Annotated in this window: 19 protein-coding genes; 10 read left to right on the top strand and 9 right to left on the bottom strand. The window is 63.7% G+C overall.

The annotated features are described in order from the left end of the window. Nucleotides 1–1,446 carry an ATP-binding protein gene (locus K3174_RS11840; RefSeq protein ID WP_221558603.1) on the bottom strand — a complete coding sequence of 482 codons (1,446 nt, stop codon included), beginning with the start codon at nucleotides 1,444–1,446 and terminating at the stop codon, nucleotides 1–3. Nucleotides 1,447–1,565: 119 nt separating this feature from the next. On the opposite strand from K3174_RS11840, the gene K3174_RS11835 reads away from it, so the two are divergent. From K3174_RS11835 to K3174_RS11820, 4 genes are all read left to right on the top strand, one after another. Beyond that, nucleotides 1,566–3,800, top strand: a complete 2,235-nt coding sequence (locus K3174_RS11835; protein WP_221558596.1) for a penicillin acylase family protein — start codon at nucleotides 1,566–1,568, stop codon at nucleotides 3,798–3,800. Between the two features lie 13 nt (nucleotides 3,801–3,813). Beyond that, the gene (locus K3174_RS11830; protein WP_221558594.1) at nucleotides 3,814–6,681 is read left to right on the top strand and encodes a M16 family metallopeptidase; all 2,868 of its coding nucleotides are present in this window, start codon (nucleotides 3,814–3,816) and stop codon (nucleotides 6,679–6,681) included. 39 nt (nucleotides 6,682–6,720) lie between these two features. Continuing rightward, nucleotides 6,721–7,023: a hypothetical protein gene (locus tag K3174_RS11825; RefSeq protein WP_221558592.1), complete on the top strand. Its 303-nt coding sequence runs from the start codon at nucleotides 6,721–6,723 to the stop codon at nucleotides 7,021–7,023. A gap of 191 nt (nucleotides 7,024–7,214) precedes the next feature. Then, nucleotides 7,215–8,003 carry a hypothetical protein gene (locus K3174_RS11820; protein WP_221558590.1) on the top strand — a complete coding sequence of 263 codons (789 nt, stop codon included), beginning with the start codon at nucleotides 7,215–7,217 and terminating at the stop codon, nucleotides 8,001–8,003. A 37-nt stretch (nucleotides 8,004–8,040) separates the two neighbouring features. Here the strand turns inward: K3174_RS11820 and K3174_RS11815 are convergent, their stop codons facing one another. The 8 genes from K3174_RS11815 to rpsU all read right to left on the bottom strand — a co-directional run bounded on the left by K3174_RS11815 (nucleotide 8,041) and on the right by rpsU (nucleotide 15,261). Next, on the bottom strand, nucleotides 8,041–8,889 hold the full coding sequence (locus tag K3174_RS11815) for a hypothetical protein (RefSeq protein WP_221558588.1): 849 nt from the start codon (nucleotides 8,887–8,889) through the stop codon (nucleotides 8,041–8,043). A gap of 135 nt (nucleotides 8,890–9,024) precedes the next feature. After that, on the bottom strand, nucleotides 9,025–10,521 hold the full coding sequence (gene gatB, locus K3174_RS11810; RefSeq protein WP_221558585.1) for an Asp-tRNA(Asn)/Glu-tRNA(Gln) amidotransferase subunit GatB: 1,497 nt from the start codon (nucleotides 10,519–10,521) through the stop codon (nucleotides 9,025–9,027). Further along, nucleotides 10,518–10,715 carry a hypothetical protein gene (locus K3174_RS11805; RefSeq protein ID WP_221558583.1) on the bottom strand — a complete coding sequence of 66 codons (198 nt, stop codon included), beginning with the start codon at nucleotides 10,713–10,715 and terminating at the stop codon, nucleotides 10,518–10,520. The genes gatB and K3174_RS11805 overlap by 4 nt, the downstream gene beginning before the upstream one ends. Beyond that, nucleotides 10,715–12,196 carry an Asp-tRNA(Asn)/Glu-tRNA(Gln) amidotransferase subunit GatA gene (gene gatA / locus K3174_RS11800; RefSeq protein ID WP_221558581.1) on the bottom strand — a complete coding sequence of 494 codons (1,482 nt, stop codon included), beginning with the start codon at nucleotides 12,194–12,196 and terminating at the stop codon, nucleotides 10,715–10,717. Before gatA ends, K3174_RS11805 begins: the two co-directional genes overlap by 1 nt. A 118-nt stretch (nucleotides 12,197–12,314) precedes the next feature. Next, the gene (gene gatC, locus K3174_RS11795) at nucleotides 12,315–12,617 is read right to left on the bottom strand and encodes an Asp-tRNA(Asn)/Glu-tRNA(Gln) amidotransferase subunit GatC (RefSeq protein WP_221558580.1); all 303 of its coding nucleotides are present in this window, start codon (nucleotides 12,615–12,617) and stop codon (nucleotides 12,315–12,317) included. Between the two features lie 49 nt (nucleotides 12,618–12,666). Further along, the gene (locus K3174_RS11790; protein WP_221558578.1) at nucleotides 12,667–14,385 is read right to left on the bottom strand and encodes a DUF4153 domain-containing protein; all 1,719 of its coding nucleotides are present in this window, start codon (nucleotides 14,383–14,385) and stop codon (nucleotides 12,667–12,669) included. 19 nt (nucleotides 14,386–14,404) lie between these two features. Continuing rightward, the gene (locus tag K3174_RS11785) at nucleotides 14,405–14,974 is read right to left on the bottom strand and encodes an FKBP-type peptidyl-prolyl cis-trans isomerase (RefSeq protein WP_221558575.1); all 570 of its coding nucleotides are present in this window, start codon (nucleotides 14,972–14,974) and stop codon (nucleotides 14,405–14,407) included. Between the two features lie 80 nt (nucleotides 14,975–15,054). After that, nucleotides 15,055–15,261, bottom strand: a complete 207-nt coding sequence (gene rpsU, locus K3174_RS11780) for a 30S ribosomal protein S21 (protein ID WP_034952298.1) — start codon at nucleotides 15,259–15,261, stop codon at nucleotides 15,055–15,057. 228 nt (nucleotides 15,262–15,489) lie between these two features. On the opposite strand from rpsU, the gene crcB reads away from it, so the two are divergent. From crcB to K3174_RS11750, 6 genes are read left to right on the top strand one after another with little or no spacing between them, the layout of a single operon-like run. Continuing rightward, the gene (gene crcB, locus K3174_RS11775; protein WP_221558573.1) at nucleotides 15,490–15,900 is read left to right on the top strand and encodes a fluoride efflux transporter CrcB; all 411 of its coding nucleotides are present in this window, start codon (nucleotides 15,490–15,492) and stop codon (nucleotides 15,898–15,900) included. Continuing rightward, on the top strand, nucleotides 15,897–17,012 hold the full coding sequence (locus K3174_RS11770) for an RluA family pseudouridine synthase (RefSeq protein ID WP_221558571.1): 1,116 nt from the start codon (nucleotides 15,897–15,899) through the stop codon (nucleotides 17,010–17,012). Before crcB ends, K3174_RS11770 begins: the two co-directional genes overlap by 4 nt. Next, entirely contained in the window at nucleotides 17,012–17,614 is a 603-nt protein-coding gene (locus K3174_RS11765; protein WP_221558569.1) for an FMN-binding negative transcriptional regulator, read from the top strand. Before K3174_RS11770 ends, K3174_RS11765 begins: the two co-directional genes overlap by 1 nt. Beyond that, a complete protein-coding gene (locus K3174_RS11760; RefSeq protein WP_221558567.1) occupies nucleotides 17,611–18,270 on the top strand; it encodes an HAD-IA family hydrolase in 660 nt (219 codons plus the stop codon). The genes K3174_RS11765 and K3174_RS11760 overlap by 4 nt, the downstream gene beginning before the upstream one ends. Continuing rightward, nucleotides 18,257–18,481 carry a hypothetical protein gene (locus K3174_RS11755; RefSeq protein WP_221558564.1) on the top strand — a complete coding sequence of 75 codons (225 nt, stop codon included), beginning with the start codon at nucleotides 18,257–18,259 and terminating at the stop codon, nucleotides 18,479–18,481. Before K3174_RS11760 ends, K3174_RS11755 begins: the two co-directional genes overlap by 14 nt. Next, nucleotides 18,478–19,182 carry an ATP12 family chaperone protein gene (locus tag K3174_RS11750; protein ID WP_221558562.1) on the top strand — a complete coding sequence of 235 codons (705 nt, stop codon included), beginning with the start codon at nucleotides 18,478–18,480 and terminating at the stop codon, nucleotides 19,180–19,182. The genes K3174_RS11755 and K3174_RS11750 overlap by 4 nt, the downstream gene beginning before the upstream one ends. Nucleotides 19,183–19,184 lie beyond the last annotated feature (2 nt).

The raw sequence follows: 19,184 nt of genomic DNA, 5'->3' as shown, positions 1-19,184 counted from the left end.
TTATTCGGCGCCGATGCCCTCGAGACCCGGCACCATCACCGTGCGGTCACCGCCGAAATCCTCGCGCACCACGACCAATCCCTGCCGTTCGAGATGATCGAGCAGGCGCCGGATGCGTCCCGGGGAACTGGTGCCGTAAGCGCGGGCGAGCGCATGTTCGTCGACCTGCGTTTCGCCCGCATGCGCGGCCTTGGCGATGACGAGGAAGGGGCCGAGCAGGTCTTCCTCGACCGCTTCCGCCAACTGCATGATGCGCCTCTGGGCATCCTCCGCCAGATCGTCCAGCCCCGCCGCGGCAATCGCGAAGCGACGGCGAAAACCGCGCATGTCGGGCATCGGCCCGATCAACCGCTCGCGACGGCAGCGCGTGAGGAAGGTCTGATATTGCGCGCTGGCCGACTGGAAGGCGATGCCCTCTTCCCCCGCCAATTCGCCGATGATCCCGGCGATGCGCGTGGCGACGACGGAGGTGTCGACCGGTGCGGGCGGAGCGACCCGCCGTTCCTCGGCATGCGCGATACTGTCTTCCATCTCGTCAACCCGCGGCGCGGGCGGCGGAGCCGGTGGCGGCGGGGCCTTGGCGACCTCGCTGGCGAGATCGGTGGTCAGCAAAGCTGCCATATCCTCGGGCGCGGTGTCGGGCAGCGCCATCAACCCTTCGCTCCTCACCATATGGCCGGTCTTTACCGGGCCGATCTTCACCGCCAGGGGAACGCGCGTGATTGCCGGGCCAAGCGCCAGAAAATGGCCCCGTTCCAGTTCGCGGATACGTTCGGCCTGCCGCCGTTCCATGCCGAGCAGATCGGCGGCGCGGACCATGTCGATGTCGAGAAAGGTCCGCCCCATCAGGAAGTTCGAGGCCTCCGCGGCGACGTTCTTGGCCAGCTTGGCCAGCCGCTGCGTCGCGACGATGCCCGCCAGTCCGCGCTTGCGCCCGCGGCACATTAAATTGGTCATCGCCGACAGTGTCATGCGGCGCGTATCCTCGGCCATCTCGCCGGCGGCGGCGGGCGCGAACATCTGCGCTTCGTCGACCACCACCAGCGCCGGATACCAGTGTTCGCGCGGAGCATCGAACAGCGCGGTCAGGAACTGCGCGGCGCAGCGGATCTGCTGTTCGACCTCGAGCCCGTCCAGATCGAGCACCACGCTGGCCCGGTGTTCGCGGATGCGGCGGGCCAGCGCCTCGATCTCGGGCGGCGAATAGGCCGAACCGTCGATCACCACGTGACCGAACTCCTCGGCCAGCGAGGGGAAATCGCCTTCCGGGTCGATCACCACCTGCTGGACCATGCCCGCACTTTCTTCGAGCAGGCGGCGCAGCAGGTGCGATTTGCCGCTGCCCGAATTGCCCTGGACGAGCAAACGGGTGGCGAGGAGTTCCTCGATATCGAACTCGACCGGTTTGCCGGAAGATTCGTGGCCGATGGCGATCTGCGCTGTCACTGGCCCATCGTTAGCCAGCCGAATCCGGGTGGGGGAACAGGCGCCTTGCGGTTTTGCCCAATCGCATTGCGAGTCCCGACGGCAGTCGCTAACCGGGTTGCAAGAGAGGACGGGTTTTTATGAAGAAATGGCTGGGGCGCATAGGTTTTGCGCTGCTCGTGCTGGTGCTCGTTGCCTTCATCGGGCTCGCGACATGGGAGCCTTTCTGGGCCAAGCGCGCCGACATTTCCCTGCCAAACCGGGCCTATTCGGCCGAGATCAGTCGCGACGAGTTCGGCGTGCCGCACATTTACGGCAAGACCGACACCGACGTCGCCTATGGCGTCGCCGTGGCCCATGCCGAGGACGATTTCTTCACCCTGCAGGACGTGGTGGCGATGAGCCGTGGGCGCTATGGCGCGATCGCCGGTCAAGATGGCGCCGCGTTCGATTACGCCTATCACCTGCTCGATGCCCGCGGCACGGCAGAAGAGACCTATCCCCGACTGCCCAAGGATACGCGCGCTCTGTTCGATGCCTATGCGACGGGGCTCAACGACTACGCCCGACAGCATCCCGGCGAAGTGAAACTGGGCAATCTGTTCCCGGTCGACGGCGTCGATGTCGCTGCCGGCTTCGCCTTGCGCCAGCCGTTCTTCTTCGGCCTCGGAAACATCATCGGCCCGCTGGTAGAGGGCGAGGAACTGCGCCCCGAATTCGGCCCGCCCATCCCCGCCGCAGGCAGCGAAGCGACACCGGCCGCCGAACCCGCCGAGGTCATTCGCGAAGAGGCAGACACAGCCCCCGATCAAGCGCGGGCATGGCCGCTGCCCTGGGGCGAGGACGGCGCGCTGGCCGGATCGAACGCCTTTGCCGTGATGCCGAAGAAATCGGGCGGGCCGACCATCCTCGTATCGAACAGTCACCAGCCCTGGCGCGGCGGCGTGGCGTGGTACGAACTCGTCGTCGAAAGCGAAGAAGGCTGGCATTATGCCGGCGCCAACTTCCCCGGCAGCCCCTTCCCCTTCCTCGGCCACAACGAACATCTGGGCTGGACCAATACGGTCAACACGCCCGACATGGTCGATCTCTACAAGCTGGTGATGAACGATGGCGGGACGCAATACCGCATCGGCAATCAGTGGCGCGATCTGGAAACGAAGACCGTGACCCTGCCGGTGAAGCTCGGCCCGATCACCCTGCCCATCCGGCGCACCGTCTATCGCAGCGTCCACGGGCCGGTGATCAAGAACGACAAGGGCTATTTCGCCGTGCGCTATGGCGGGATCGGCAATCTCGGCCAGCTCGACGCCTATTACCGGCTCAACAAGGCGACGAATCTGGAGGAATTCCAGACCGTCCTGGCCCGGATGGACATTCCATCGACGAACTTCATCTATGGCGACGAGGCCGGCAATATCGCCTATATCTACAACGCCGCCCTGCCCGACCGGGCGAAGGGATATGACTGGCGCAATATTCTGCCCGGCGACGATCCGCGAGCCATCTGGTCCGGTCCCGTGCCCTACCAGTCGCTGCCGAAATATGTGAACCCGGCGAGCGGTTGGCTCTACAATGCCAACAACACGCCGTTCACCGCTGCCGGTGCCGGCAGCGATCTGTCGCCCGAGGATTTCGCGCCCGAGCTGGGGGTCGAACTGAAGCAGACCAACCGCTCGCGCCGGGCCTGGAAGCTCATGAGCGAAGCGCAATTGCTCGACCGGGCGACGCTGGAAGAGATCAAATACGATACCGGCTACGAACGCGCCGGCTATGTCGCGCGGCTGTGGGACGATCTGGCCGAACTCGACCTGTCCGACGATGCCGAACTTGCCGGCGCGCGCGATATGCTGATGGGCTGGGATTTCACCGCCGACAATGTCGGCGAGGCAGACGCATTGGCGCTGTTGATGATCCGCGAATTCATGTCGGCCAGCTATCAGAACAAACCCTGGCCCGACGCCCGTACCGAGCTGGAAAAGCAGGTTGGGCACCTCAAGACCCATTTCGGGCGGATCGACCCGCCGATGGGAGAATTGCTGCGTTTGCGGCAAGGCAAGGTCGATCTGCCGCTCGACGGCGGATCGGACACGCTGCGCGCCTCTACTCTGTGGGACGTCGACGATGACGGTCGCCTGTCGGTGCGCCATGGCGACAGCTTCATCCAGTGGGTCGAATGGTTGCCGGGCGGGCGCGTCTCTTCGCGCTCCATCCAGCCCTATGGTGCGGCGACCACGCGGCCCGCATCCCCGCATTATGCCGATCAGGCAACGCTGTTCGTCCAGCACCGCTTGAAGCCGGTTCATTTCTGGCGCGAGGATGTGCTTGCCAACGCCAAGCGCCGCTATACGGTCAGCCACACGCCAACGCGCTAACAGGGAGTATTCGATGCGTCGTATGTTGATGAACGGCATAGCAGCCGTTGCGCTTGCCGGTTTCGCCGCTGCGAATCCGGTTGCCCTGACCGCGCAAGACACCGCGCAGGCGGCACCCGTAGCCGACCTCGTGGACGAGGTGGATATTCCCTACGAACAGTTCACGCTCGACAACGGCCTGACGGTTCTCGTCCATACCGACCGCAAGGCGCCGATCGTGGGCGTCACCACCTATTACCGTGTCGGTTCCAAGCACGAACCGCGCGGGCGCACCGGCTTTGCGCATCTGTTCGAACACCTGATGTTCGGCGGCAGCGAGAATGTCGAGAATTTCGACATCCCGCTGGAGGCCGCAGGGTCGACCAGCACCAACGGTTCGACCAATTTCGACCGCACCAACTACGTCGAAGTGGTGCCGAAAGGCGCGCTCGACCTTGCGCTGATGATGGAAAGCGACCGCATGGGATATCTCCTCGGCGCGATCAGCCAGGAGAAGCTCGATAAACAGCGCGGCGTGGTTCAGAACGAAAAGCGGCAGGGCGACAACCAGCCCTATGGCCTGACCTTCTACGCCCTGCTGGAAGGGCTCTTCCCCGTCGGACACCCCTATCGCCACTCCACCATCGGTTCGATGGCCGATCTGGACGCGGCCAGCCTGACCGACGTGCGCAAGTGGTTCATCGACAATTACGCACCCAACAATGTCGTTCTCTCGCTAACCGGCGATATCGACGCGGCGACCGCGCGCCCGATGGTCGAGCGCTGGTTCAGCGCCATTCCTTCGGGGCCCGCAGTACCTGAGGTGGAGGCCCCGCCGGTCACTCTCGCCGCCGACAAATCGCGCGTGATGGTCGATCAGGTCCCGCAGCCGCGCATCTACCGCGTGTGGAGCGGACCGGCGATGACGCATCCCGACGCCGTCCCGCTGGAAGTGGGCATGAATGTGTTGGGCGGCCTCGCCAGTTCGCGGCTGGACAACGTCCTCGTCCGCGACGAGCAGCTGGCGACCAGCGTGGCGGCCTATAGCTACCAGTCGGAACAGGTGTCGCTTCTTGCCGCGCAGATGGACGTGAAGCCCGGCGTCGACCAGGCCGTGGCGGAAAAGCGCTTCGACGAGGTCATTGCGCAGATGGTGGCGGAAGGTCCCGATGCCGACGAACTGGCGCGGGCGGCCACCAGCCTGGTGTCGGGCGAAATCGATGCACTGGAACGTGTCGGAGGGTTCGGCGGCAAGGGTTCGACCCTGGCCGAAGGGCTGCTCTACACGGGCGATCCGGCGCAGTACAAGACGCAGCTCGAAGCCATTGCGGGCGCCACGCCCGGTCAGGTGAAGGAAGCGATGCAGCGCTGGCTGACGCGGCCGGTTTACCGCCTGTCGGTCGTGCCGGGCGAGCGGACCGAGAATGGCGGCGACATGGGCGGCTGGGGCGACGAGGCCACGACGCCCGCGCCCGAACCCGATGCGAAAGAGCCGGTCGAGATTACCCGCACCGGTCCACCGCGCGAATTGCCCACGCCAGAGCCGGTCGGCCCGCTGACCTTCCCCGAGGTCGAGCGTGCCGAGCTTTCTAACGGCATCGAAGTCGTTCTCGCGCGGCGCAGCGCCGTTCCGAAGGCGGTCGTCAGCATGCAATTCGACGCCGGCTATGCCGCGGACGGCGCAGCCAAGGCCGGCATCCAGTCGCTTATGATGGATCTGCTGGAGGAAGGCACGGAAACCCGTAGCGCGGTCGAGATCGCCGAGGAGCAGGAGCGGCTGGGCGCTTCGATCAGCACCGGCAGTTCGCTCGATTCGAGTTCGGTTACGATGAATGCGCTCACCGCCAATCTCGCGCCGTCGCTCGCGCTGATGGCCGATATCGTCCGCAATCCGGCTTTCGCGGAGGGCGAGGTCGAGCGGGTGCGCGACCAAAGGCTGGCGGCAATCGCCCAGCAGCTCTCCTCGCCCGGCGGCCTTGCCAGTCGCACGCTGCGCCCGCTCGTATTCGGCGAGGGCCATCCCTACGGCTCGGTCGGCGGGCTCGGCACGGTGCCGGTCGTCGAGTCGATCGTTCCGGAGACGCTCGCAACCGAACACCAACGCTGGATACGCCCGGAAAATGCTAAAATTTACGTGGTGGGCGACGTCTCCATGGACGAAATCCGCCCCCTGCTGGAAAGCAGCTTCGGCGATTGGCAAGGTACGGGCGAAGCTGCCCCGGCAAAAGCGCTCGACGTCGCAATTCCGCCCGCACAAACGCAGCTTGTCGTGATCGACAGGCCCAATTCCCCGCAATCGGTCATCTATGCGGGGCGCGTTCTCCCGCTCACCGGCCCCACTCCGGGGCTGGAGGCGCTCGATCTGGCCAATGAAGTGCTCGGCAACGGGTTCCTGAGCCGGATCAACATGATCATCCGGGAAGAAAAAGGCTGGAGCTATGGCGCGCGTAGCGGCGTCGATGCGCCGGATGGTCCACGCCTTTTCACCCTCAGCACAGCGGTCCAGTCCGACCGTACGGCGGATTCGATCGAACTGATCCTGCAGACCGCCCGCGAATTCGCCGACGGCGCCCGCAGCGTCGACGATACGGAATTCAACCGCGTCACGGACGGCAACATTCGCGGCCTGCCGAACCGCTTCGAAACGAACGGACAGGTCTTGGGCGCGATCGTGGAAAACAGCGAACTGGGCCGCCCTGACGACTATTACGTCACCTTGCCCGAAACCTATCGCGCGATCGACAAGGCAGCGATCGATGCGGCGGCACGCGAATATCTCGGGCCCGACAATCTCACGATCGTGGTGGTCGGCGACCGCAAGGAAATCGACGCTCAGCTCGAACGGCTGGGCCTGCCAACGACCTATCTCGATGTTGACAGCGATGTAAGTAACGCCGATTGAACCGCCACTTCAAATCTCAAACCGAAGAGAGGAATACCCATGTCCGTAGCAGGTACTTATGACACCGTCGTCAAAAGCCCGATGGGCGACCAGAAGGGCACTTTCACCGTCGTCCCCGGCGACGATGGCAGCTTCACGGGCTCGATGGCCGGCGGCATGGGCTCGATGGACGTCAAGGACGGCAAGATCGACGGCAATACGCTGACCTGGGCGATGGACATGACGGTTCCGATGCCGATGACGCTCAACTGCACCGCGACGGTCGATGGCGGTCAGCTGACGGGCACCGTCAACGCCGGCGCTTTCGGCGACATGCCACTTACGGGCCAGATCCAGGGCTGATCGAAGATCGATAGACAGACGAAGGCGTCGGGAGGAGTTCCCGGCGCCTTTTTCTATGCCCGGTTTCGGACCTTCGGGTTCGCCCTACTTGCCGCTCATCCCGTTCGATGGTTCAATTCCGTCTTGCCGGGTCGAGTCGCACCGCAGCGACGGTGCGCTGTCTTTATCTTTTGCAGACAGGGGACTTTGCCATGACCGGACTATTTTCGAAGATCTTTGCGACGAGTGCCGCGATCGCGCTGACAATCCCGCCGGCGCTCGCGGAAAGTGCCAGCCAGCTTACGGATATCAACGGCTCGCTAGGAAGCGATGCGGAATACCAGCTACAACAGCGCGGCTTCGCCCATGTGTCCACCAACAAGAATTCGATGGGCTATGTCTACAGCTATTGGTGGGACGAAGGCGACGACGACTGCGTGCAGGTCGAAGTCTACGATGGCCGGGTAATGACCATCAACGATGCCTCGGACCAGGATTGCGGGCATCACAAGGGTGGAAATACGGCAGCCGCAGTGGGCGTCGTTGCAGGAGCTGCCATTCTCGGCGCGCTGCTAAGCCACAAGTCGAACCATCACGATGACGGCAACCATTATTCCAGCAGGGACGACGAACAGTATTACGACCGCGGCTTTACCGACGGCCTGCACAGCGCGGCCTATCATAATTACGATCGGTCGGATGCCTATTCGAGCGGCTATTCGGCAGGCGTCCGACAACGCAATGCCAACCTGTCGCATCACCACGGCCATGGCGGGTACGATCGCGCCGCCGTTTACAAGGATCTGACCGACGCTCGTGCCGCCGGCGGTATGTCGCAACTGGAACGGCGAGGTTTCCGCCAGGTCGATAACTTCGCCAGCGGCAACACGCGCTACTTGATCCAGTGGCGTCCGGAATCGCGCCAATGCGTTCAGGTGACCATTGCAGATGGTCATTTCTACGATCTGCGCGATATCGGACAGCATCCCAAGTGCCGGTAACGGGCAGCGCCCTGTCACCGGCATGCTTCGATAGAGTCTAGTCGCCCACACCGAAGGCGAATACGCGCGCCCCGGCGGTGCCCGCACTTCCAACCAGGCCCGGGCCGGCACCTCCGCCGACAGCGAAAATGAAGCCGTACTGTCCCTTTTCCAGCGGAGCTTCAGGCGTCAGTTTGTAAACGCCCTGCGCCACTTGCTCATAGCTGAAGGGAATCTGGTCCTTGTCCATGACGCCTGCCTTGGCGCCGGCAATGTTCATGCTGCCGATCCGGGCCTCGCGACGCCCCTTCTTCTGGCTCAGCGCGACCAGAGAGAATTCGTTCGGCGACTGGATCGACGCGCCGAAGCCCGTAGAAAAGGTCCCACTCATTCCACCGGTCGCGCTGTCCAGATAGACGTAGAACACCGGAGTGGACTTCGGCACATTATGGCGCGCCTCCTCCCCCGGGATGACTGCCTTGACGCTGGCGCTCGCGATCCCCCCGGTCAGGGCATAGCCGAATATACCGCCAGTCTTGGTTTGCGATGAGGAGGTCGGATCGATCTTCCACATGCGCGGTTCGTTCGACCAGTCGTCGTACAGATAGACGCCCGGGAAATGCGGGGCCAACGGATCGGCAGCGCTATCGGACATTTCGGGCACGATCGATGCCCGCTTGACCATGGCCGCGATCACGGAACTCGGTACGCCGCGTGCGCTCAATTGCAACAAGGTCGATGTGTCGGTCGCGTACTCGCCCTGCTCGGTTTCGATCTTGGCGATGACTGCCTCTTCACCGAGCCCGGCATCGAGCAGCATCAGAACATGGGTGTTCGACAGCGTCTCGGCTGAAAGCGGCGCGGATACGACCAGCGCGCACGGAATTATCGCGGAAAGAATCTTCATGTTGCGCCCCCCCGGTGCAATTAAGTTTGCGGCAACAGGCTGTTCAGGCGGGGCAACACATCCCCGCCCGATCGGCCTGCTTCCGCGGCACTAGTTCGATTTTCCTAACGGACTATGATGATGGGAAATCTGGCCTCAGCTGAGCTTGTCCTTGAGGATCTGGTTGACCACCGCCGGATTGGCCTTGCCCTGCATCGCCTTCATCGTCTGGCCGACGAAGAAGCCGAACAGCTTGTCCTTGCCGCTACGATATTCTTCGACCTTGTCGCCATTGGCGGCGATGATCGCATCGATCGCTTCCTCGATGGCGCCGGTATCGCTGACCTGCTTGAGGCCCTTCTCATCGGCAATTTTCTCCGGTTCACCACCATCGCGCAGGACGATTTCGTAGATTTCCTTGGCCTGGCCGCCGGAAATCTCGCCCTTGTCCTGCATGGCAAGGATGCCGGCCTGCGCTTCGGCGGTGGCATTGGCCATGTTCGCCTCGTCGCCGAGCGATTTCATCACGCCCGGCGCGACCGATAGCGCCCAGTTGGCGACCTGCGTGGCGACCTGCGCCTCGCCCTTGCCGATCTTCGCCGCGGCGGCGGCCAGCAGCGTTTCGAAACGCGCGAAGGTTTCGACCTCGGCGGTCAATTCGCGCGCATTGTAAGGCGTGAGGCCGAGATCGTTTTCGTATCGGCGGCGCTTGGCGTCTGGCAGTTCGGGCAGGCTCGCCCGGCATTCGGCAAGGAAATCCTCCTCCAGTTCCAGCGGCAGCAGATCAGGATCGGGGAAGTAGCGATAATCGTGCGCATCTTCCTTACTGCGCATGGTCCGCGTGGTGCCGGTGCCCGGATCGAACAGGCGCGTTTCCTGATCGACCTTGCCGCCGTTCTCGATCACGTCGACCTGGCGGTTGGCTTCGTATTCGATGACCTGCATCACGAAGCGCACCGAATTGACGTTCTTCGTCTCGGTCCGCGTGCCGAATTCCTCACCCGGCTTGCGCACGCTGACATTGACGTCGGCGCGCATCGAGCCTTCTTCCATATTGCCATCGCACGAACCGACATAGCGCAGGATCGCGCGCAGCTTGCGGACATAGGCGCCGGCCTCCGCAGGCGAGCGCATGTCTGGCTTGGAGACGATCTCCATCAGCGCCACGCCGCTGCGGTTGAGATCGACATAGGACATGGTCGGATGCTGGTCGTGCATCAGCTTGCCCGCATCCTGTTCGACATGGATGCGTTCGATGCCGATGACCTTGTCTTCGGCGATCCCGGCCTTCTCGTCGGCCTCGATCAGCAACTGCCCCTCGCCCACGATGGGGTGGTAGAGCTGGCTGATCTGGTAGCCCTGCGGCAGGTCGGCATAGAAGTAGTTCTTGCGGTCGAACCGGCTGTATGTGTTGATCTCGGCCTCGATCGCCATGCCGGTGCGCACCGCCTGACGGATGCATTCGCGATTGGGCACGGGCAGCATGCCGGGCATCGCCGCATCGACCAGGGACACTTGCGTATTCGGCTCAGCCCCGAAGGCTGTCGCCGCGCCACTGAACAGCTTGGCGTTGGAGGTGACCTGCGCATGCACTTCGAGGCCGATCACGACCTCCCATTCGCCGGTTGCGCCCTGGATGCGGTAACTACTCATCGATCTTCTCGCTCTCGCGTGACGGTCACGCTCATGTCTTTCTTCTCTGGCTCCGGCGGATGCGTGGGAAGCTGCTCGCCGCCGGGGCCGAACCGCGCCTCGCCGTGCTCGACATTGCGCGAAATGTAGAACGCAACCGCGCCCGTCAGAAATATCGCCCCGACGATGACCAGAAGCATTCCGACCCCGGGCATTACCACCACTTGTCCGGCTTCGCGTCGAACCCGGCGCGCTGCTGGATCGCGAGGCCCGTGTCGAGCACGCCCTGTTCGTCGAAGGGCTTGCCCACGATCTGCAGGCCGAGCGGCAAGCCGTCGGCGTTGAGCGTGGCGGGGACGCTCATCGCAGGCAGGCCGGCGAGGCTTGCGGGCACGGCGAAGACGTCGTTGAGATACATCGTCAGCGGGTCTTCGTTGAGCGAGCCGAGCGGGAAGCTGGCCGTCGGCGTGGTCGGCGCGAGGATCGCGTCGCACTGGCCGAAAGCCTGCGCGAAGTCCTTCGCCACCAGCGTACGGATCTTCTGTGCCTGTGTGTAATAGGCATCGTAGAAGCCCGCGCTGAGCACATAGGTACCGATCAGGATGCGGCGCTTGACCTCGTCGCCGAAACCGGCGGCGCGGGTCGCGGCATACATGTCCTGCAGGCCCGCCCCGTCGGGCAGGTCGCGCAGGCCGTAGCGCACGCCGTCATAGCGCGCGAGATTGCTCGACGCTTCGGCGGGCGCAACGATGTAATAGGCGGGCAGCGCATATTTGGTGTGCGGCAGGCTGACATCGACGATCTCGGCCCCCGCATCGTGGAGCCATTCCTTGCCCTGCTCCCAGCTCTTGAGGATTTCCTCGTCGGTGCCGTCCATCCGGTATTCTTTCGGGATACCGATCTTCTTGCCCTTGAGGTCGGCATCGAGGCCCGCTTCCCATGCGGGCACGTCCATCTGCAGGCTGGTCGCATCCTTCGGATCGAAACCGGCCATGGCCTCTAGCATGATCGCGCAGTCTTCGACGCTGCGCGCCATCGGCCCGGCCTGGTCGAGGCTGCTGGCGAAGGCGACGACGCCCCAGCGCGAACAGCGGCCATAGGTCGGCTTGATGCCGCAGATGCCGGTGAAGGCGGCGGGCTGGCGGATCGAACCGCCGGTGTCGGTGCCGGTTGCAGCAGGCGCGATACGTGCGGCCACGGCACTGGAAGAACCGCCGGATGACCCGCCCGGGCTCATCGCGGCATTGGTGCCGTCCTTCTTCCATGGCGAAGCGACATTGCCGAAATAGCTGGTCTCGTTGGACGAGCCCATTGCGAACTGATCGAGATTGAGCTTGCCGAGCATGCCCGCACCCGCATCCCACAAATTCTGCGAGACGGTGCTTTCATATTCGGGCGTGAACCCTTCGAGGATGTGGCTGGCAGCGGTGGTCTGCACGCCCTTGGTGGCGAACAGATCCTTCATCCCGATGGGCACGCCGCCCATCTTCCCCAGATCCTCGCCCTTCGCGCGCTTGGCATCGACCGCATCGGCGGCGGCGAGCGCGTGGTCGGGCGTGGCGACGATGAAGGCGTTGAGTTCGGATGCAGCGGCGACGGCAGCGTTGAACGCCTCGGCCACTTCGCGCGCGGTGAAGGTGCCGTCGGCCACGCCGTCGCGGATGGCCTTGACGCCGAGATTTGTCAGTTCGGTCATTACTTTGTCTCTTCCGTCAACGCGGGGCCTTCGACAGGCTCAGGCTGAGCGGGCATGGTGTTAAGCGCGCAAAAATCCGCTCGTCCTGAGCCTGTCGAAGGACAGTCACGGCGCCGCATCATTCGATCACCTTGGGCACGCCGAAGAAGCCATGTTCGGCGGCAGGCGCATTGGCCAGCACATCGTCGCGGCGACCGCCACCGGTCTTGGGATCGGCATCGACCACGTCGTCGCGCAGGCGCAGCGTGTTGGGAATGACCGCAGTCATCGGTTCGACGCCGGAGCAATCGACTTCGCCGAGTTGTTCGACCCAGGCAAGAATGCCGTTGAGTTCGGGCACCATACGTTCGAGTTCTTCCTCGCCCATCCTGATGCGGGCGAGCGAGGCGATCTTGGCCACTTCTTCGCGTGTAACTGACATGGCTCGCGCGTTAGCCGCGCACCGCGCGTGCTTCAAGCGGGGATAGCTGCTATTCGAACGGTTCGCCCAGTGGTTTGCCGTCCACGTATATGCGACGACCGGTCCACTCGCGGATCTCGACATTCGATTTCGCAGTGACTTCGGGTTGGGCGTCGTCATGCCCGAGTTCGATCGCCGAAGCCGCCTGAACTGCACCCTCGGGCGGCACGTTCTGCGGATCGACGATCTCTCGCCTCACAAAGTTGCCGGATACGAAGGCTATTTCTCGTCCGGGCCGCGCTTCGGCCGGGCCAATATCCAGCGCAACGCAGGCGCTACTGCACAGAAATGCCGTATCGCGCACATAGGCGCGAACGGCCTTGCGCAGCTCGGGGTCTTCGAACTCCATGCGCAGATTTGCCAACCGTTCGTCGCGGGTATCGTCCCGCATGGCATAGCGATACGGGCGCTGTTTCTGCATCAGTGCCGTGCGAGCAGGCCCGGCAATCCGGGCATCGGCGTCTTTCACCAGACTCTCCAGTGCTTCGCGCCCCGCATCGCCGAAATCCCAGCGCAGCGCATCGAAATCGAACTTGTCCACTGCGACCTTGCCGCTTTCCAGCCGCGCGATCTGGTTGCGCGCCGAGATCGCGCCGAAATCGAACAGCGGCAGCGCAAGGACCAAGGCGAGAACGCAGGTGCCGACCGCGAGATGCAGATTGGCGGTGCGCACGCGCTCCATCCAGCCGGCCATCCGGCCGCGGATCGGAGCGATGAAGTAGGCGAAACCGTAGGCCACCGCGACCGCCACAGCGATGACGCCCCAGATGCGCTCCGGGCTGAGACCGTATTCGGCGATGCGCGTCCCGGTCGAAATCGCAGCCAGCAATGCCAGCGGGAAGATCGCCAATGCCAGCGCCAGTGCCGCCCAGCGCAGTACGTGATTGCCGCTCGCCTCCGCGTCGCCGTTGCGGACCACTGCGTTGACGAGCACGAAGCTGGCGACCGCAACCGAAAGCAGCAGCGGCGTCGGGCTTTCGGTGGCATTCCAGAGCACCGAAATACCGCTCGCCACAACGGCCAGCAGGAAAATCGCCAGCGCGATCGCCAGCGGCACGGCGATGATCGAGAAGACCAGCATCACCACCGCCTGCAGCGTACCGATGACCTTCAGCTGGTTGCGCAACACGCCCAAAGCCGCGCCGAAGGCCGCGCCCGAGAAGGTCCAGCCGAACCAGCTTTCTTCGATCAGCTCTTCAAGCAGGTTGATCTCTATCGCGACGAACAATTGCGACAGCAGGAACAGCAGCGACCATGAAAGCCCGACAAAGGCCATCGCGCCTGCGATGCTGATGGCATCGGTCCAGACGTGGAAATGCGTCTCGTCATAGGGCGTCCGCCAACGCAGGCGATGGAAACCCGCTTGGAACAACGGGAGTGCGAGCGCAATGGCAACGATCCCCGCAGCCATCCAGAACGGTGCATCGACATGGGTTTCGCTTGCCAGCGCCACCCGCCAGGCGACACCGGCCATAACCAGCGCTACCATGACCGCGAAGACGAGCGGCTCCTTCCAGCGATTGCGATCGAGTGTGAAAGCGAAGGCGAGCGGACCGAATGCGAAGGCTGTCGTCAGTGCCGCGCGCCATGGTGCCCAGTCGTTGGCGTCCCAATCCGCGACGAAATCGATCGCCAGGCCCGCAAGTCCCAGCAATAAGGCCAGCACCCACGGGCGGACCGGCCAGTCCGCATGGGTGCGAGGCACGCCAAGGTCGGCAGTATCGCTCATGCGCCCTTCCCCAACTCGCTTATTCGGCCGGCGGTGGACCTGCTTCGCCGGGTTGCCCCTGCTGCTGTTGCTGCCCCATCATCTGCTGGAGTGCGGCAGCGCGCTGCTGGAAGTCTTCCTTGCTCATGAAATCGACCACGTCGACTTCGAACACCAGGTCGGCATTGGGCGGGATGGGCGAACCCGGAGGCGGTTCGGCGCCATAGGCCTGATCGGCCGGAATGGTCAGGACATAGCTGCCGCCCTTCTGCATCTGCTGCAAGCCTTCGATGAAGCCATCGATGATCGCGCCTTCTTCGAGCAGCAGCGGATTTCCGTCCGGGAACAGTCCCGGCGGGATCGGCAGCGGCTGCGACCGATCGAATTCGGTCCCGTCGGCAAGCTTGCCGACATATTGCACGAAGACCACGTCCCCCAGCTTGGGCGAATCGCCGGTACCTGCGGTCACGGTGTCGACATCGAGCCCCTTGGGCATGGCCGCCCAGGCGAGGCCCGCACCGACGAGCACGGCCACGATGACGCCGAGCCACAGCTTGATCAGCGAGCCCTTCTTGATGGGCTGGAGAGGAACGCGGGTAATCTCGGTCATTAAAATCTCTTCCGATACGCAAAGGGCGCGGATTGCTCCGCGCCCTCATGGCTTAGCTTGGTTGTAGCCGCAATAGCGACTTACTTGATGCCGTCACGCTCCATACGCTTGCGCTCGAGCTTGCGGGCGCGGCGAACTGCGGCGGCCTTTTCGCGGGCGCGCTTTTCGCTCGGCTTTTCGTAGTGGCGGCGCAGTTTCATTTCGCGATACACGCCTTCGCGCTGCAGCTTCTTCTTGAGCGCGCGGAGAGCCTGGTCGACATTGTTATCGCGAACGATGATCTGCATAAATTCAAATACCTCACTAAGCGGGCCAGAGCCCGCGCCAGCGGGTTTTGCCTCCTTGAAACGGTTTCGCCAAGAGAACGAAAAACGCGCCGAATCCGTTCCGGATCGGCTCGAACGGGGGCGCACATACGGATTCTCCCTGCAAATGGCAAGTCTTTGTCGCATTCGCGAAGATGCGCGCGCGCATCGGGATGACGAACGCGCAAATGGCGGCTAAGGGCAGCGGCAATGTCCTCCTTTTCTCCCTTAGTCGCAGCGCTCCACGTCTTCGTCGGCGGCGGCGTGGGCGCGGTGCTGCGCTGGCAGCTGGGCCGCGCCATGACCGGCTGGCTCGGCGCGCCGATGGTCACCGCCTTTCCGTTCGCCACGCTGGCGGCCAATGCCGCGGGAAGCCTGCTGATGGGGCTGCTGGCCGGATGGCTGGCGCGCAATGGCAGCGGCGATAGCGAGCAACTGCGCCTGCTGCTGGGGGTCGGCCTGCTCGGCGGCTTCACCACGTTCAGCGCCTTCAGCCTCGAAATGGTGCTGCTGATCCAGCGCGGCCAGTACCTCTTCGCCCTGCTCTACGCCTTCCTGTCGATTGCGCTGGGCATTAGTGGGCTGATGGTCGGGCTCGGCGTGATGAGGATGGCCGGATGAAAACCTCCGACGAAGTGCGCAGCTTCACCGTCGCTCCCGACGATGACGGCATCCGGGTCGACCGCTGGTTCAAACGCCATCTGCCGCAGGTCGGCTTCGGCACGGTCAGCAAATGGGCGCGCACCGGTCAGGTGCGGGTCGACGGCAAGCGCGTGAAGCCCGACGACCGGTTAGAACAGGGCCAGCAGATCCGCGTTCCGCCGGGTGGCGACGCCCCGCACAAGAAGGCCAAGTCCAAACGCGAGCTGAAACCGGCCGAGATCGAGCAGGCAGAAGCCATGGTCATCGAGAAGACCAAGGGTGCTCTGGTCCTCAACAAGCCGCCGGGCCTTGCAACGCAGGGCGGAACCAACACCTTCAACCATGTCGACGGGCTGCTCGATGCTTTCGCTCCGGGCGAGGAAGATGTGCGTCCGCGGCTGGTGCACCGGCTCGACAAGGATACCAGCGGCGTGCTGCTGGTCGCGCGCACGCCGGGCAGCGCGGCGTTCTTTTCCAAGCGCTTCTCGGGCCGCTCGGCCAAGAAGATCTACTGGGCGCTGGTTATCGGCGTGCCCGACATCAAGGAAGGCGTGATCGAAGCGCCTCTCGCCAAACAGCCCGGCTCGGGCGGCGAGAAAATGCATGTCGACCACGAAGGCGGCCAGGCCGCCAAGACCAAGTATCGCGTGGTCGACAGCGCAGGCAAGAAAGCCGCCTGGCTCGAACTCCAGCCGCTGACCGGCCGCACGCACCAGCTTCGCGTCCATTGCGCGGCAATGGGGCACCCGATCGTCGGCGACGGTAAATATGGCGGCAAGGATGCTTTCCTGACCGGCACCATCAGCCGCAAGATGCACCTCCATGCCCGGCGCCTGATCATCGACAGTCCGGACGGCGGCAAGCTGGACGTTACCGCCGAGCTGCCCGAACATTTCGCCGCCTCGATGGAACAGCTGGGCTTTCGGGAAAGCGCCAGCGATGCCACGCCGATGCGCGACGATCCGCCGCCCAAATCGCGCGAGGAAAAGAAGCAGCAAGCCCGCCAGCACGCCAAGAACTTCCGCAAATCGCAGCGCTCGCCGCGCCGGGAGCGCGGTGCGGCGAAAGGCAAACCCAAGGGTAAGCGCTGATGCATCCCAACCCGCACTTTCGCGAGCCAGACCGGTGCTTTCATCGGGCGTTAATCGATGAAGTAGGTTTTGCGATGGTGTTCTGCCAAACGCCGGATGGTCCCATGGTGGCCCATACTCCCGTGATAACGGCCGGTCGGGATCGCCTGCGCTTCCATCTGGCGCGCGGCAACAGAGTCGCGAAGCACCTGCCGAATGGCCGACCGCTGATCGTCGTCAACGGCGCCGATGCCTATGTCTCCGCGCGGTGGTATTCCGAACCCGATCAAGTCTCGACCTGGAACTACATTGCCGCAGAGATTGAAGGGCCGGTGGCGACGCTCGACCGCGAGGAACTGGTCGCACTTCTCGAAGCCTTGACCGCCCGGCACGAAGCCCGCATCGCTCATGGCATACCCTGGACGATGGACAAATTGTCCGAAAAGCACCGTGAAGGCCTTCTCAAAGCGATTGTCGGTTTCGAGATGACGGTCGAAAACTGGCGCGAAACGGTCAAGCTTTCGCAAAACAAGTCCGTCGAAGTGCGGGAAGAGGTTATAACAGGTCTGACACGCGAGGGTCCTTCCGCGATGGCCAGTCTCATGCGCAGTCTTCCGGCATGAGCCGTCTCGTCGTATTCGATTGCGATGGGACGCTGGTCGACGGGCAGGCCGCGATTTGTGAAACCATGGAGCGGGCTTTTCTCGTCAATGGGCTCGCAGTACCCGATCGGCATCGTGTACGCCGCGTGGTCGGCCTGAGCCTGCCCTTCGCCCTGCGCGAACTGGCCCCCGACGCCAGAGACGATCAGCGCAACGCAATCGTCAAAGCCTACAAGGCCGGTTTCCGCGACCTGCGGCTGTCGGGTGCGCTGCGCGAGCCGCTGTTCGAGGGCATCGCCCAGCTTATCGAGGACCTCGATGCCGAGGGTTGGCTCCTTGCCGTAGCCACGGGCAAGAGCGATCGAGGGCTCCAGGCGTGCCTCGATACGCATGGCATCAGGCATCGCTTCGTGTCGCTCCAGACCGCCGATCGGCATCCGTCCAAGCCGCATCCCGCCATGCTCGAGGCCGCGTTGATCGAAGCCGGCGTCGTCCCTGGGGAGGCGGTGATGATCGGCGATACCAGCTTCGACATGGAAATGGCGGCGGCGGCAGGCGTGCGCGCGATCGGTGTATCCTGGGGCTATCACGAACCGCAGGAATTGTTCGATGCAGGTGCCAGCGCGGTTGCCGACACTGCAGGCCAGTTGGGAGCAATGATCCGTGAACCAGCCTGACCCGGCCGGGCATGATCCGGCCAAGGCCCGCTTTCTGACCATCCAGGCAGTGCGTTTGTTGGGCGTAGCTCTAGGCGTGCTCGGCGCGCTGGTGCTTGCCGGCAGCCTGCCCTTGCCGGAGATCGTTGGCTATCTCTTCCTTGCGCTCGCAGCGGTCGATATCTTTATCCTGCCGATCTTCCTCGCCAAGCGATGGAGCAGCAATAAGTGAAGCGGTTCTACAAGGACGTTTCGGTAGGGGAAGCGCAGGGCGGTTGGCAGGTTTCTCTCGATGGCCGCCCCGTCAAGACTCAGGGCGGCATCCCGCAGATCGTGCCTTCGAGCGCGCTTGCCCACGCGCTTGCAGGCGAATGGGGCGAGCAGGGAGACGAGATCGACCCCAAGCGCTTCCTGTTTCGCGACCATGCGGATTTCGCGATCGATATCGTCGGGGCCGATCGTGCAGCAGCGATCGCCAAGCTGATCGGCTATGCCGAAACCGATACGCTATGCTACCGGGCCGATCCCGAAGATGCGCTATATGCGCGCCAGCAGGATGTGTGGGACCCGCTGGTCCAGCATCTTGAGGGCAAACTCGGCCTTCGTTTTCGGCGGGTCAGCGGGATCGTTCATCGGGCGCAGCCCGAAGATACGCTGTCCACCTTGCGTCAGCATCTGGAGGCGCAGGACGATTTCACTCTGGCCGGAATGACCGCCATGGCATCGCTCGCCGCATCCTTGTGCGTGGCTCTGCTGGCGAATGACGCTGCGATCAACGATCCGATGTTGCTCTGGCGGGACGCTAATCTGGAAGAGGAATGGCAGGCCGAGAAATGGGGTCGGGACGAAGAGGCAGAAGCCGTGCGGAAACGGCGGGAGGACGACTTCTCCAATGCGCAGGCATTTACCGCATTGGCCGTAATGGGCCGATAGCG

This window comes from Qipengyuania qiaonensis, from assembly GCF_019711515.1.
In the GTDB taxonomy this organism is placed as follows: domain Bacteria; phylum Pseudomonadota; class Alphaproteobacteria; order Sphingomonadales; family Sphingomonadaceae; genus Qipengyuania; species Qipengyuania qiaonensis.
The sequence above is the reverse complement of the archived record's forward strand: the minus strand, read 5'-3'. Positions and strand labels throughout refer to the sequence as shown.